The sequence below is a fragment of the Vibrio sp. JPW-9-11-11 genome (assembly GCF_013369335.1).
Lineage (GTDB): Bacteria > Pseudomonadota > Gammaproteobacteria > Enterobacterales > Vibrionaceae > Vibrio.
This window is the reverse complement of sequence record NZ_SZQJ01000011.1, coordinates 19502-32547: the sequence shown is the minus strand read 5'-3', so window position 1 is coordinate 32547 and position 13046 is coordinate 19502. Positions and strand designations below refer to the sequence as shown.

Below are 13046 nucleotides of genomic sequence, written 5' to 3'. Positions count from 1 at the left end.
CTCGCGCTCATGTATAGACGAACCAAAGACACTTTTGTCGCGAGACAACCAATCTTAAACGCCAAGCGGCAAACGCTTGGCTATGAGCTGTTGTTTCGCGATGGAGAAAGTAACGCTTACCCCGAACATGTCGACTCCAATCGAGCGACCTATCGAATTATTGTTGAAAATTTTCTGTCGTTGGGGACTAACCCCGCAATGGCGAACTCACGCTGCTTTATTAACTTTCCCCAGCAATCTCTGTTGCGCTTGTTGCCCTTGTCGTTACCTAAAAACAAAATCGTGGTTGAGATTTTAGAAACTTGTACGCCCAATGATGAGCTGTACGACGCGGTGCAACAGATCCACAGCCAAGGCTATATCATTGCCCTGGATGATTTTGTTTATAAGCCAGAATGGGAACGGTTTCTTCCATTGGTGCACATCGTCAAGATCGACATTATGGCGACGGGGCTTGAGGCTTCTTGCGCATTAGTGAAAGAGCGGTTAGCAATGGGCGTCAAACGTAAGTTTCTCGCCGAGCGAGTCGAAACGGAAAAGGAGTTTCTTGCCACGCGTTCGGCGGGGTTTACCTTCTTTCAAGGTTACTTCTTTAGCAAGCCTGAGGTTGTACGCCAGCGCTATGTCAGTCCAGAGCACTTGATCGCGATGGAACTCTTTCAAGAGGTTTGTAAGCCTGAAGTCGATTTTCTCAAAGTCGAGCGGATAGTGGCGCGCGATGTGGCGCTGTCGTACAAACTGCTGCGCTTTGTCAACTCAATGTCTGATCGGATTGCCGTGCCGATCTCCTCATTTCGTCAAGCCTTGGTGTACCTAGGGCAAGACAAAATTAAAATCTTTGTCTCACTCGCGGTGGCCTCGTATGTGTCGGTCAATAAACCAAAAGAACTCTATACCCTGAGTTTACAGCGCGCACAATTCTTTATGTTGATGTCACGAGACAATCCGTTCAGTCAGCATCGCGACCAAGCGTTTTTGATTGGCCTGTTCTCGATGCTCGATGCGATGCTCGAAATGTCATTGACGGACTTAGTGGCCCAATTGCCTCTGTGTACTACCATTAAGCAGGCGCTATTAGAGCGCCAAGGTCCCTATGGTCTGCTTATTGATCTTGAAGAGTGTTACGAGAGTGCCGATTGGGAAGGGATGGAGAGTGCGTGCCAGCAACTCAATATCTCAATCGGGGAAGTCATGCCCCGCCTGTCTGAAGCTCAGCGTTGGAGCAGTGAACTGAATCGAGTTGGCTGACGCGCCGTTCGAATATGAAATATTTGTGACAATCTTGGTTTAGGGATTGCTTCTCCTCCTCTGTTGAGCAAAGATATTCGCATATCCATATGTGAGTATATTAAATGTTGCCTCATCAGTTTTTCAAACTTCTTGCCGACGAAACTCGCGTGCGCTGCCTGATGCTGATCATGCGGGAGCAGTGCTTGAGCGTCGGTGAGCTGACCCAAGCGCTTGATCAAAGCCAACCTAAAATTTCTCGTCATCTCGCCCAACTTCGCGCGAGTGGTGTCTTGGTCGATGTTCGACAAGGCCAGTGGGTGTTTTACCGACTGGCCAATGATTTGCCTGGGTGGATGAAAAAACTGATCGACGATCTGGTGGCATCCAACTGTTTAAAAACTGAGTACCAGCAAGACATTAAACGTCTGCATGCCATGCAGGTTCGCCCTGTGTGTTGCCAATAATTGAGTTAAGAGAGTGAACTATGACTATTAAAGTAGGGATTAACGGCTTTGGCCGAATTGGACGTCTTGCACTTCGCGCCGCCTTTGACTGGCCCGAACTCGAATTTGTCCATATCAACGATGTGGCTGGAGACGCCGCGACACTTGGTCACTTGCTGGAGTTCGATTCGGTTCAAGGTCGTTGGCACCATGAAGTGTCAGCGGGTGGCAACGAGTTGGTGATCGCCGGAAAAGTGATCAAAACCAGTCAAGAGAAAGCGATTGATGCGGTTGATTGGTCTGGTTGCGACGTGGTGATTGAAGCGACTGGGGTTCACCGCAAAACGGAGTTGCTCAACCGTTACTTAGAACAAGGAGTGAAGCGCGTGGTGGTGTCTGCACCAGTGAAAGAACCTGGCGTGGCGAATATCGTGGTTGGTATCAATGAGGAGATTTTCGATCCTAACCGCCATCGTATTGTTACGGCCGCATCTTGTACCACCAACTGTATTGCTCCGGTGGTGAAAGTGATTCACGAAAAACTCGGCATTGAGCAATCTTCATTTACCACGATTCACGATTTAACCAATACGCAGACGATTCTGGACGCCCCCCATAAAGACTTACGTCGTGCGCGTGCTTGTGGCATGAGTTTGATTCCGACTACCACGGGCAGTGCGACTGCGATTGTGGAAATCTTCCCCGAGTTGCAAGGCAAGATCAATGGCCACGCCGTGCGCGTACCGCTGGCGAACGCGTCGCTGACCGACATCATTTTTGATGTGAAACGTGATACCACTGCTGAAGAGGTCAACGCACTGCTAAAAGAAGCCGCTCAAGGTGAACTTAAAGGCATTCTCGGCTTTGAAGAACGTCCTTTAGTCTCTATTGATTACCGTGGTGACCAGCGTTCAACCATCGTCGATGCGCAGTCTACTATGGTCGTCGGAACTCGTATGGTCAAAATTTATGCGTGGTACGACAATGAGATGGGCTACGCGACTCGTACCGCCGAGTTAGTACGTAAAGTGGGTTTAGCGTAAGGAGATAGCAATGACACACCCAACCTGGCAACTAAACCTAGATAGTGGCGCGCTGGTTCTTACCCCGTGTCCGGGGACAAAGGGCGTTGGTCTTATGGCATCGCTCGAACAGCTAAAGCAGCAAGGTGTTGAAGCGATTGTCACTGCACTCGATGACGCAGAGTTGGCGAGTAAGCAAGTGGAGGCATTAGGGCGAGAGACACAGCAACTCGGTATGCAGTGGTTTCAAATTGAAATCGAAGATGACTGTGCACCGGACCAACGTTTTACCACTAAATGGCAACAAGCGAGCCCTGTGTTGCACCAGATTGTTGATCGTGGCGGAAAAGTCGCGCTGCATTGTATGGGCGGTTCGGGTCGCACTGGCCTTTTTGCTGCCCACTTGTTGCTTGAAAAAGGTTGGCCGCTAGAGAACATCATCACGCAGGTGCAAGCATTGAGACCGGGCGCCTTTACTAAGCCGGTCCAACTGGACTACATCACAGCAGTCGCGGCGCAATAACACGCTTGAGAGCTTTTGGTTACCTGTAGGCCAAAAGCTCTTGTTCTACCACATAACCAATAGGTGCGAAGGAAGATGTTGTCGAGTTTGAGTAAAAGCGTTCGCCAGTACATGCTGGTGACTTTCAATTACTGGAATTTCACCATTACCGATGGCGCATTGCGTATGCTGGTGGTGCTCTATTTTCATGATCTGGGTTATTCCACTTTAGAGATTGCCTCCTTGTTTTTGTTCTATGAGTTTTTCGGCGTAGTCACCAACTTAATTGGTGGTTGGTTAGGGGCACGCTTAGGGCTAAACAAAACCATGAATATTGGCCTCGGAATGCAAATTTTTGCTTTGGCGATGTTGGCCGTGCCCACCAGTTGGTTGACGATTCCGTGGGTGATGGCGGCGCAAGCGTTATCTGGAATTGCGAAAGATCTGAATAAAATGAGCGCGAAGAGCTCTATTAAAACTTTAGTCCCCGATGAACAGCAAGGTGCACTGTATAAGTGGGTGGCGATACTCACTGGCTCAAAAAACGCGCTCAAAGGTGCGGGCTTTTTTATTGGCGGATTATTGCTGTCGCTGGTGGGCTTTAAATACGCCGTGTTGTTGATGGCAAGTGTATTGGCTCTGGTGTTTATTGGCAGTCTTATTGGCCTTGAGAGCAACATGGGTAAGGCCAAAAACAAGCCTAAGTTTAGTCAGATTTTTTCTAAGTCAGAGTCGATCAATATTTTATCGGCAGCGCGTTTGTTCTTATTTGGCGCGCGCGACGTTTGGTTTGTGGTCGCCTTGCCTATTTATCTCGGCTCGGTGTTTGGTTGGTCACATTTATCTGTCGGTGGCTTTCTTGCCGCCTGGACCATTGCCTATGGTATCGTCCAAGGAGTGGCGCCACGTATCACGGGTAAGGCGCAAGGCAAAGTTCCAGATGGACACGCGGCCTTACTATGGGCAGGCTTGCTAACGCTTATCACCGCTTCAATCGCTTATGCAGTGCAAGTCGGCTGGCAGCCGCAGTTGGTGATTGTTGGCGGTCTAATGTTGTTTGGCGCTATTTTTGCGGTGAACTCGTCACTACACTCGTATTTGATTGTCAGCTACGCCAAAGGCGATGGGGTTTCACTCGACGTGGGCTTCTATTATATGGCGAATGCGATGGGGCGCTTGATCGGTACAATTCTCTCTGGCTGGGTGTTCCAAATGGCAGGGCTGGCAGCGTGTTTGTGGGTCTCGGCTGCTTTCTTGTTGCTAACCACAGTGATATCTCTCAGACTACCGAAACTTAAACACGTCACTGCTTAACGACGAGAAGTGTTGACTAAAAGCTGACCTAGCCGATACCTAGGTCAGCTTTTTTATTGTTATAGTCATCCAGTTATCAGCGGAGAGTGAGGCGCGGCGTGAGAGAAAGGGTGTTATTTTTTGACTTGTTGCGTTGCGTCGCAGCGATTGCCGTGATTGCTATTCATGTGTTAGCGCCTTACCGCCAACTGCTTGGTGTGATTCCGGTCGACGAGTGGGCGTCAGCGGTCACTATCAATAGTCTTTCTCGTTGGGCTGTGCCAGTCTTTATTTTGATTAGTGGCGCGTTAATGCTCACAGATCAACGTCCATTTGATCTCAAGTACTATCTCAAGCGTCGAGTCGGTAAAGTGTTAGTGCCGTTTCTGGTTTGGTCGCTGTTTTATGCTTTGCTCTCTGGGGTAAGTTTAAGCGGCTATGATGCTAGCGTGACCGAGCAAGTCTTGGCAGAGAGTCCTTGGCATGCAACCTACTACCACCTCGGTTTCTTTTATTATTTTATTCCACTCTATTTTTTGATTCCTATCTTTCAGTTTGTGCGGCGTTATTACGGCGACCCAGCCCTTTATGCTTACGTTGCGATTTGGCTGCTTACCACCTGGCTCTATCTTATCGGACTTGATGGAATTTGGAGCAACCAACTGTGGTTATATAGCGGTTACTTGCCGCTCGGTTACTTGCTTTATCAGCGTGTCCCCTTGGGGCGCAGGAGTGTCTGGCTGTTTACCTCTCTGGGTGTGATGGCGCTGGCTGTCACGGCTTGGATGGTGATCGGGCATAGTTTAGTCGCAGAAAAGTATACCGTTGGTCGCTGGCTATCATACAAAACGCTGAACGTGGTTTTGGCGGCGAGTATGGTGTTTATGTTGTGTCGCTACTATGGGGAAGGGTTATCCAATCGAGCTCATCGCGTGGTGAGCTTTATTAGTCAACATAGCTTAGGCATTTACCTGTTGCACCCGATATTTCTATGGCCGATGAAAGCGTTCGGTTGGCATCAGGGTCATCCGTTATGGGTGATCCCAGTTTGGATTGTTGTCAGTGGTTGCGGGGCACTGGGCTTGAGCTATCTAATATCATGTTCAAACAGAACGCGTTGGTTATTGCCTTAACGATGTAGTGCAAAATGAATAAAAGTATCACCTCGGTAGGTGAGTAGGCCTTTATCACCTGGATTGAGCGCATGAAAGTAGTGCACGCCGACTTGAAACTCTCGTTTAGGGCCAATACGTCCTTTCTGGACGTATATCCAATACTCTTGGTCCTCTTGCCCAGGTTGAGGGTCGTCAATCGCGATGGACTGTTTATCGAGAATCGTCACCTCGACTTTTTGTTCGGGAGCGTTCTCTCCTTGGATATGCTTCCGAAATAGATGTGTGAATGCCCAGCCACTAACAAGAGCCACAACAGCAATAGCAATAAACAGTGTAATAGGCATGTACTCGTCTCCCTCCCCGCGATGATTAGTGTTCATACTAACGATATTTTTGTTGCGATTCTGGGCACGGGTCTTGCTGCATAGACAAAATCATCGGTGTGACAAATTTATTCGAGGCATGTCACATTTGACTGGGGCGGTGAAAAGCCACCTTCTTTACTCTTTGATTCTTTTACACAAACCTATTTGCAATAGGCATAAAAAGTGGGACATTAGATAGAAGAAGGATCAAATACCCCCTAAACTTAGAGCGTGGAGGGATGTTATGTCTGATATCGAAAGCGTAGTGACAAGAACAAGAAAGATTGAGTCACTATTACGAACTCAATATCATGCGGACGGAAAGGGACTGCATCAGTTGATCACCAGCTGTGAGGAGCGCTTACCTCATGATGTGATTGGAAAATTGCGTTATATCGCGACGATACGTAATAAAATCGTCCATGAGCACGACTTTAAGCTAGATAGCCGAAAACAGTTTATGACGACCTGTGATGAGTGTGAAAAAGAACTGACACCGCGCAGTAGCCGGTTTGTTTGGCGGGCTGCGATTACATTGATGACCTTGATTACCTTAGCTGCTTTATTGTTCTACTATGCTCATTGGGATGAACTATCCAAACATTTGTAGTATGACGGCCAAAAATCTCACTTTTTATGCTTTGCTGAAAACGTCGACATACCGCTGTTTTTCACATCAAATAGGTCAATAAACTGCCACATAAATCAAAAAAGGGACGCAGATGCGTCCCTTTTTGTTTGCGTTCGTTAACTTAGTACATCATCGGCAGTGTCATTAGACCCATGACTACGGCGATCATTACAAGTCCTTGTTTTTGTGAAGAAGAAATCATAGCACTGCTCCTGTAAATTGATGTTTAATGGTGTGATAAAGAGAATAGCAGGTTTTTTGTGGCTAGATCAAGTTTATGTTCTATTGTGCCTTAAAAAAATAACTTTTCTCGTGTCGATTAAGCCTTTTTATCGTAACTTTATTTATTTTTGCTTGAGAATTGACCATGGCTTTATGCGTTAATACTATACTGATTTCTATTTAAATTGTTGTTTTGTTTGATGTTTTGTTTGGGTTTTTTATCGGTTGATTGTGTTTTGTTTGTATTATGTGGCTTTAGGTGCTTGAAGTTCTATAATCTGGTTGAATGGTGTTTTTGATTAGATGAATTCCCTATTAATTTTCTATGTTGCATATCAGCGTCAGGTTTTGGTCAATTGTTTGTGAAGATAATTTCTTTTTTTACATCTTATAAACAATTTATTTTGTGTTTAAGGTGTTGATATATAATATTTTTTATTTATTTCTTGGCGGTGGGTTCTATTAATTTTGCACTTTCTATCGGTTAGGCTGTAATGGCGGCATTTTGCTTTAAAGATACGATAGATAAAGCCGATAAACCGTTAAGGGCTAAAAAAGTGGCGCTCGAGAAGTATTATCAAGATCCAAGTTTTGCCTCTCGGAGCTAGACATCTTTTCCGTGCTGCCTACACTAGCAGCTCATTTTTTATGAGGTGTTCGAATGTGGAGCTGGCTATCGGTTGCCTTATCTGGGTATATCAGTATTTCCGCGATTGAAGGGAATCACATCAAACAAGCGGCGATGTTTAAAACCTTAACCTTGCTTATGCTGGTGGTGATGCTTTGGAGTCAGGATGGACTTGTTGGTGTCGCAGTTTGGTGGGTATCGTTGGGGCTCATTGTCTCTATGATTGCCGATGGGCTCTATATCATCAAAAAACACCTCAGACTCTGCTTTGCGGGGTTCATCGCCGCGCAACTCTGCTACAGCGCCTCCTTCTGGGTTAAATTGTCGGGCGATATCGTCTGGTGGCTACCCGCTATGTTACTGGGGATTGGGATTGTCGCCTTTTTCCTCCTGCTACCGAAAATTGATCGATTGATCTTTCCTGTCGTCATGATGGGGATGGTATTGTTACAGCTCAACTGGGCGGCGGGAGAAGTTTGGTTGCTCAATCGTACGCTGGCGAGTGCCCTCGGCTTCACGGGGTCGTTAACCTTGACACTTTCCGCGATGTTGCTGGCGATACACGACTATCGGCACCCCATCGATAAAGGCCGTTATCTGATATCTGGAAGCTATCTATTGGCCCACAGCCTGATCACTGCCTCTTTGCTTGTCTAGAATCAAACGATAAAGCTGATCTTGTTCGCTATTGTTTGTGACACCAATTGATGAGGATGAGTAATGCTGTTGGGCGCTTATTGCAGAGCGCGTGTGCCGCTTCTGATACCATCGTTTCACCAAGCGGTCGCTTTACTTAATCATCGCGTAAGATTAATTGTCCGACATGCTCCAAATTGAGCAACGAGGTTGTTATACTTCGGCGACTTTGCTTTGCCCGACTGATTATCACTTTGGAGGTCCCCAATGGACATTCTTTCTGCCGCGACCATGCTGTTTTTGATTATGGATCCGCTTGGCAACTTGCCTATTGTCCTATCGATCTTAAAACACTTAGATCCAAAGCGTCGACGTAAAGTATTGATTAGAGAGCTACTCTTTGCTCTCGGCATTTTGATGCTATTCCTATTTGCAGGAAAAAGCATCCTTAACTTCCTTCACGTTCAGCCTGAAACCTTGAGTATTTCTGGCGGTATTATTCTATTTATCATCGCTATTAAGATGATATTCCCAAGTGGTGGCAGTATTACCGGTTTGGCGGCGGGGGAAGAACCCTTCATCGTACCGATGGCGATTCCCATGATTGCCGGGCCTTCTGTGATCGCCGCGTTACTGCTGCTCTCTAGTCAGCACCCTGATAAACTGCTCGAACTTTCTGGTGCCGTTTTGCTGGCTTGGGGCGTGACCTCTTTTCTCTTGATGTTCTATAACTTCTTCCATCGAATATTGGGAGAAAGAGGCTTGAAGGCGGTCGAACGCTTGATGGGTTTGCTATTGATTATGATTTCGACCCAGATGTTTTTGGATGGAGTCAAAGGCTATATGGCCTAAGGGCCAATGATAAAAAAACCGCTCAAATGAGCGGTTTTTTTCGTTAAGACATATGCTTGCGACGAATGTCGAGCAGGGCAAAAATACCAAAAATCAAGATTGACCACTTCTCCCAACGGCTGATCTCTATTTTGTCACCAAACGCACCGATAAAAATTGCCATTTGTAAGCCGTGCATGATGAATAGAAAAGCAGTCATGATGTACAGAGCGATAGCGGCGTTGCCTGGAAATGGCATAAACATGTTGTAAATCAACACCAACCAGACAAAACCAATTGCGCCCTTGGCTAACCATATCAATGCTTTCATTCTATTGTCCTTGTTGTAGGGGGTGACGATTAAACAGGCGAAAACTCACTTGTCCTGCGGTTTTTTCACGATGTAGCTGCCAGTTTGCCGGGATCACGCCATCGAGAGAGAGCTCTTTCTCGGTTTCAATATAGATTACGGCTTGTTCAGTCAGCCAACCGTTTTGTTCAAGTAGTTGAATGGTCTCGCTTAATAAACCTTGGCGAAAGGGAGGGTCGATAAATACCACATCGTGCGGTGTCCCCTGCTGCCGCAAATAACTTAACGCATCACTATTGATGGGGTTAAGATTGCTGGCGTTGAGCGCGGCAATGTTACTCTTTAGCTGTTTAAAGGCCGTTGCATTGAGCTCAATTAAGGTCACCATATCGGCTTGGCGTGATGCCGCTTCAAAAGCTAAGCCTCCGGATCCTGCGAATAGGTCAAGACATTTAGCTCGTGGCACATCTTGTGCGATCCAGTTAAACAGCGTTTCTTTAACTCGGTCTGTAGTAGGTCTCAATCCTTGTGCGTCGTGCACAGGGAGTTTACGTCCTCTCCATAAACCGCTAATAATACGAACAAAGCCAGTTGAGGGCTTTTTTTGTGATGTGTTTTGCTGGCGACGTCTTACCATAGATTTTTTGACCGCTAATAAAGTGATACTATAGCCAGTCGCTCTGCTGTTGAGCGCTAACATACAGCCCAAATTTGTTGATGACAGAGTGTATACCATCGCTCTAATAGTGAAAACTTTTCACTCTGCTGTCATGTTTCTTTTCTTGCTGACGATACTCGCGGCAAAAAGAGTCTGAGTTAATTAAGACGATCTAGGATAGCCCCAGATGACGGAAAAAAAGAAGCGCGGATTGCTCTCATGGCTTGGTTTTGGTGATGAAGAACAAACTAAGCAACCCGCTGAAGAACAACAAACTATCGAACAACAACACGATGAGCGACCAAGTGAGGTTGACGAACCTATTGAAGAAACCGAGGCTGAACTAGCAGAAGCAGAAGCAGAAGCAGAAGCAGAAGCAGAAGCAGAAGCAGAAGTAGATCTTGAGGAAGAAGTGGCATCGGTACCGCCGGTAGAGCCTCGAATCACGGAACAGGAAAAACCGAGCGAGAGCTTTTTCGCCCGCTTAAAGCGTAGCCTGGCGCGAACTAAAACCAACATTGGAGCAGGCTTTTTCGGCCTGTTTAAAGGCAAACAGATCGACGATGAACTGTTTGAAGAGCTGGAAGAGCAGCTGCTTATCGCCGATGTCGGTATGGATACCACACTGAAAATCATCGATAACTTGACCGAGAAAGCCTCCCGTCAAGAACTGAAAGACGGAGAAGCCCTTTACGGTCTGTTGAAAGAAGAGCTGGCGGAAATCCTCTCCCATGTTGAAAAACCGTTGGAAATCGATACGCAAAAATCGCCGTACGTGATCTTGATGGTCGGCGTGAACGGCGTGGGTAAAACCACCACTATTGGTAAGTTAGCGAAGCAATTTCAAGCGCAAGGCAAAAAGGTCATGCTGGCGGCTGGCGACACTTTCCGCGCAGCCGCGGTTGAGCAGCTCCAAGTTTGGGGCGATCGTAACAACGTGCCTGTGGTAGCACAGCACACTGGTGCCGATAGTGCTTCGGTTATCTACGACGCCATTGAATCGGCCAAAGCGAAAGGGGTCGATGTCGTTATCGCTGATACCGCTGGTCGTTTACAGAATAAAGCGAACCTAATGGAAGAGCTGCGTAAAATCGTGCGTGTGATGCAGAAAGTCGATGGCTCGGCGCCGCATGAAATTATGCTGACGTTAGATGCCGGAACCGGACAAAATGCGATTAGCCAAGCGAAACTGTTTAGCGATGTCGCGCCACTCACCGGGATTACCTTAACGAAGCTCGACGGCACGGCGAAAGGTGGGGTGATTTTTGCGCTTGCAGACCAATTCCAGATCCCAATTCGTTACATTGGTGTGGGTGAGGGTATTGACGACCTACGTCCATTTGAGACACAAGAGTTTATTGACGCGCTATTCAGTCGTGAAGAGTGATCCCAAGGCGTAGTGTGCAAGGGTATCTTGGCTGTGCACTTAACGCGGGTATAGATACGGTATAGAAGTTCGTAAGAGGGATTTCGGGTGATAAAGTTTCAGCAAGTGAGCAAGGCTTATCGCGGTGGACGACAAGCGCTACAAAAGGTCGACTTTCATCTGCGTCGCGGTGAGATGGCTTTTCTCGGCGGGCACTCTGGCGCCGGTAAGAGTACGCTGCTCAAATTAATTTGTGCGATTGAACGGCCAACCGATGGCAAGATAAGTTTCAACGGTCACGACATCACGCGAATTCCAAGCAAAGACATCCCTTTTCTACGTCGTAATATTGGTATTGTCTTTCAAGACCATCGCTTGCTGATGGATCGGACCGTGTTTGACAATGTTGCTTTGCCGATGCGAATTGAGTCGATCGCTGAAAATGAAATTAAGCGTCGTGTGTCAGCGGCCCTCGACAAAACCGGCTTGCTCGATAAAGCCAAATGTCTGCCCAGTCAGTTGTCGGGTGGGGAGCAACAACGCGTGGGTATTGCGCGCGCCGTGGTCAACCGTCCGACCTTGCTTCTGGCTGACGAACCGACAGGAAACTTAGATCCCGAACTGTCTAGTCGCGTGCTGAAACTGTTTGAAGAATTTAACCGTGCCGGGGTGACCATTTTGCTCGCGACTCACGATATCGGGTTGGTCAATACACGTCCGCAGTACCGTCACTTAGAGCTGAATCAAGGTTTTTTGAGCGAGGTGGAAGATTATGGCCAATAAAGCTCGCAGTCGCGCGACCGCTAAGAACCGGGTTAAAAAAGACAGCTTTTTAAAAGTGCACATCAAGCAGGCTAAGCACTCGCTGAGTGAGCTCTGGCAGCGCCCACTCGGTAATTTGCTTACTTTGGCTGTCATATCTATGGCACTCGCCATGCCTTCCGTGCTGTATTTGTTAGGAAAAAACATTGCTCAAGCTTCGAGCGATGTCACCAGCCCATCGCAAGTGAGTGCTTACATTGAAGAGCGCACGCCGGAAGCGCGGGTCATGGTGCTGAAAGATCAACTCGAAAGTGATGCTGATGTTTCCCGAGTGGAATACATCTCGCCACAACAAGGGCTCGACGACTTGAGCCAGTATTCGGGATTTGAGCAAGCCATTAGTCTATTGGACGATTATGCGCTGCCGGGTGTTTTAGTTATCACGCCAAGTCGAGATGACCAACAGATGATCAAGCAGCTGGCAGATAAGGTGTCCCAGCAGAAAGAAATCACCGATGTCCGTCTGGATGAAGATTGGTTGACGCGCCTCGATGCGATTAAGAATCTAGTGAGCGGTATTGTGATTACATTGTCGGTCTTGATGCTCGGTTCGGTGTTTTTGATTGTCGGCAACACATTACGATTTAACGTACTCGCCAATAAAGAAGAGATTCAAACCATGAAGCTGATTGGAGCCACCAACAGCTACATCTTGCGTCCATACCTCTATTCAGGGATGTGGTTTGGCGTGTTGGGCGCAGTGAGTGCTTGGATCTTAACCGCGCTGATCACCGTATTACTCAACAGTCGTGTTGAACAGTTGGCGTTGTTGTACGACAGTCGCTTCCGCTTGGTCGGACTGAGTTGGGACGAATCTTTGCTGCTGGTAATGCTAGGGACGTTCCTTGGTTGTCTGGCGGCGAAAGTGTCTGCCCAACGTCACTTGAAAGAAATTGAACCGGTTTAATTGGAACCCGTTTGTTTGGACGTTGTCATACTATTGAAAAAAGTAGACGCTACCGTATACTTCTT

General features: G+C 47.3%; 15 protein-coding genes. 12 read left to right on the top strand and 3 right to left on the bottom strand.

Annotated elements, in window-relative coordinates; genetic code table 11:
• The first annotated feature begins 9 nt into the window (after positions 1-9).
• The 6 genes from FCU94_RS14910 (at position 10) to FCU94_RS14885 (ending at position 5623) form a co-directional block, all read left to right on the top strand.
• On the top strand, positions 10-1248 hold the full coding sequence (locus FCU94_RS14910) for an EAL and HDOD domain-containing protein (RefSeq protein ID WP_176289312.1): 1239 nt from the start codon (positions 10-12) through the stop codon (positions 1246-1248).
• A gap of 104 nt (positions 1249-1352) precedes the next feature.
• Positions 1353-1694, top strand: coding sequence for a metalloregulator ArsR/SmtB family transcription factor (locus FCU94_RS14905; protein ID WP_176289311.1), 342 nt, complete (start codon positions 1353-1355; stop codon positions 1692-1694).
• Between the two features lie 20 nt (positions 1695-1714).
• Positions 1715-2716 carry an ArsJ-associated glyceraldehyde-3-phosphate dehydrogenase gene (locus FCU94_RS14900; RefSeq protein WP_176289310.1) on the top strand — a complete coding sequence of 334 codons (1002 nt, stop codon included), beginning with the start codon at positions 1715-1717 and terminating at the stop codon, positions 2714-2716.
• Between the two features lie 10 nt (positions 2717-2726).
• Positions 2727-3218, top strand: a complete 492-nt coding sequence (locus FCU94_RS14895) for a cyclin-dependent kinase inhibitor 3 family protein (protein ID WP_176289309.1) — start codon at positions 2727-2729, stop codon at positions 3216-3218.
• Between the two features lie 75 nt (positions 3219-3293).
• Positions 3294-4511, top strand: a complete 1218-nt coding sequence (arsJ, locus tag FCU94_RS14890; protein WP_176289308.1) for an organoarsenical effux MFS transporter ArsJ — start codon at positions 3294-3296, stop codon at positions 4509-4511.
• Between the two features lie 98 nt (positions 4512-4609).
• The gene (locus tag FCU94_RS14885; RefSeq protein ID WP_176289307.1) at positions 4610-5623 is read left to right on the top strand and encodes an acyltransferase; all 1014 of its coding nucleotides are present in this window, start codon (positions 4610-4612) and stop codon (positions 5621-5623) included.
• On the opposite strand, the gene FCU94_RS14880 is transcribed toward FCU94_RS14885, so the two are convergent.
• Entirely contained in the window at positions 5620-5949 is a 330-nt protein-coding gene (locus FCU94_RS14880; RefSeq protein ID WP_176289306.1) for a DUF2500 domain-containing protein, read from the bottom strand. The two genes, FCU94_RS14885 and FCU94_RS14880, sit on opposite strands and share 4 nt — an antisense overlap.
• Positions 5950-6214: 265 nt before the next feature.
• Here FCU94_RS14880 and FCU94_RS14875 point away from each other — a divergent pair, with 265 nt between their 5' ends.
• The 3 genes from FCU94_RS14875 (at position 6215) to FCU94_RS14865 (ending at position 8939) form a co-directional block, all read left to right on the top strand.
• Entirely contained in the window at positions 6215-6580 is a 366-nt protein-coding gene (locus FCU94_RS14875; RefSeq protein ID WP_176289305.1) for a DUF4145 domain-containing protein, read from the top strand.
• Positions 6581-7484: 904 nt separating this feature from the next.
• Positions 7485-8108, top strand: coding sequence for a lysoplasmalogenase (locus FCU94_RS14870; protein ID WP_176289304.1), 624 nt, complete (start codon positions 7485-7487; stop codon positions 8106-8108).
• 246 nt (positions 8109-8354) lie between these two features.
• Entirely contained in the window at positions 8355-8939 is a 585-nt protein-coding gene (locus FCU94_RS14865) for a YhgN family NAAT transporter (protein WP_176289303.1), read from the top strand.
• Positions 8940-8982: 43 nt separating this feature from the next.
• On the opposite strand, the gene FCU94_RS14860 is transcribed toward FCU94_RS14865, so the two are convergent.
• Complete coding sequence (locus tag FCU94_RS14860) at positions 8983-9249, bottom strand: DUF1145 domain-containing protein (protein WP_176289302.1); 267 nt, start codon at positions 9247-9249, stop codon at positions 8983-8985.
• A 1-nt stretch (position 9250) separates the two neighbouring features.
• A complete protein-coding gene (gene rsmD, locus FCU94_RS14855) occupies positions 9251-9865 on the bottom strand; it encodes a 16S rRNA (guanine(966)-N(2))-methyltransferase RsmD (RefSeq protein ID WP_176289301.1) in 615 nt (204 codons plus the stop codon).
• Positions 9866-10073: 208 nt separating this feature from the next.
• On the opposite strand from rsmD, the gene ftsY reads away from it, so the two are divergent.
• The 3 genes from ftsY to ftsX all read left to right on the top strand — a co-directional run bounded on the left by ftsY (position 10074) and on the right by ftsX (position 12981).
• Positions 10074-11273 carry a signal recognition particle-docking protein FtsY gene (gene ftsY, locus FCU94_RS14850; protein WP_176289300.1) on the top strand — a complete coding sequence of 400 codons (1200 nt, stop codon included), beginning with the start codon at positions 10074-10076 and terminating at the stop codon, positions 11271-11273.
• A gap of 87 nt (positions 11274-11360) precedes the next feature.
• A complete protein-coding gene (gene ftsE / locus FCU94_RS14845) occupies positions 11361-12035 on the top strand; it encodes a cell division ATP-binding protein FtsE (protein ID WP_176289299.1) in 675 nt (224 codons plus the stop codon).
• Positions 12025-12981: a permease-like cell division protein FtsX gene (gene ftsX, locus FCU94_RS14840; protein ID WP_176289298.1), complete on the top strand. Its 957-nt coding sequence runs from the start codon at positions 12025-12027 to the stop codon at positions 12979-12981. The genes ftsE and ftsX overlap by 11 nt, the downstream gene beginning before the upstream one ends.
• Positions 12982-13046: the final 65 nt, after the last annotated feature.

Coding starts and splice junctions, on each gene's coding strand:
- FCU94_RS14910 (WP_176289312.1), top strand. CDS start 10: ATGTATAGACGAACCAAAGACACTTTTGTCGCGAGACAACCAATCTTA.
- FCU94_RS14905 (WP_176289311.1), top strand. CDS start 1,353: ATGTTGCCTCATCAGTTTTTCAAACTTCTTGCCGACGAAACTCGCGTG.
- FCU94_RS14900 (WP_176289310.1), top strand. CDS start 1,715: ATGACTATTAAAGTAGGGATTAACGGCTTTGGCCGAATTGGACGTCTT.
- FCU94_RS14895 (WP_176289309.1), top strand. CDS start 2,727: ATGACACACCCAACCTGGCAACTAAACCTAGATAGTGGCGCGCTGGTT.
- arsJ (WP_176289308.1), top strand. CDS start 3,294: ATGTTGTCGAGTTTGAGTAAAAGCGTTCGCCAGTACATGCTGGTGACT.
- FCU94_RS14880 (WP_176289306.1), bottom strand. CDS start 5,949: ATGCCTATTACACTGTTTATTGCTATTGCTGTTGTGGCTCTTGTTAGT.
- FCU94_RS14875 (WP_176289305.1), top strand. CDS start 6,215: ATGTCTGATATCGAAAGCGTAGTGACAAGAACAAGAAAGATTGAGTCA.
- FCU94_RS14870 (WP_176289304.1), top strand. CDS start 7,485: ATGTGGAGCTGGCTATCGGTTGCCTTATCTGGGTATATCAGTATTTCC.
- FCU94_RS14865 (WP_176289303.1), top strand. CDS start 8,355: ATGGACATTCTTTCTGCCGCGACCATGCTGTTTTTGATTATGGATCCG.
- FCU94_RS14860 (WP_176289302.1), bottom strand. CDS start 9,249: ATGAAAGCATTGATATGGTTAGCCAAGGGCGCAATTGGTTTTGTCTGG.
- rsmD (WP_176289301.1), bottom strand. CDS start 9,865: ATGGTAAGACGTCGCCAGCAAAACACATCACAAAAAAAGCCCTCAACT.
- ftsY (WP_176289300.1), top strand. CDS start 10,074: ATGACGGAAAAAAAGAAGCGCGGATTGCTCTCATGGCTTGGTTTTGGT.
- ftsX (WP_176289298.1), top strand. CDS start 12,025: ATGGCCAATAAAGCTCGCAGTCGCGCGACCGCTAAGAACCGGGTTAAA.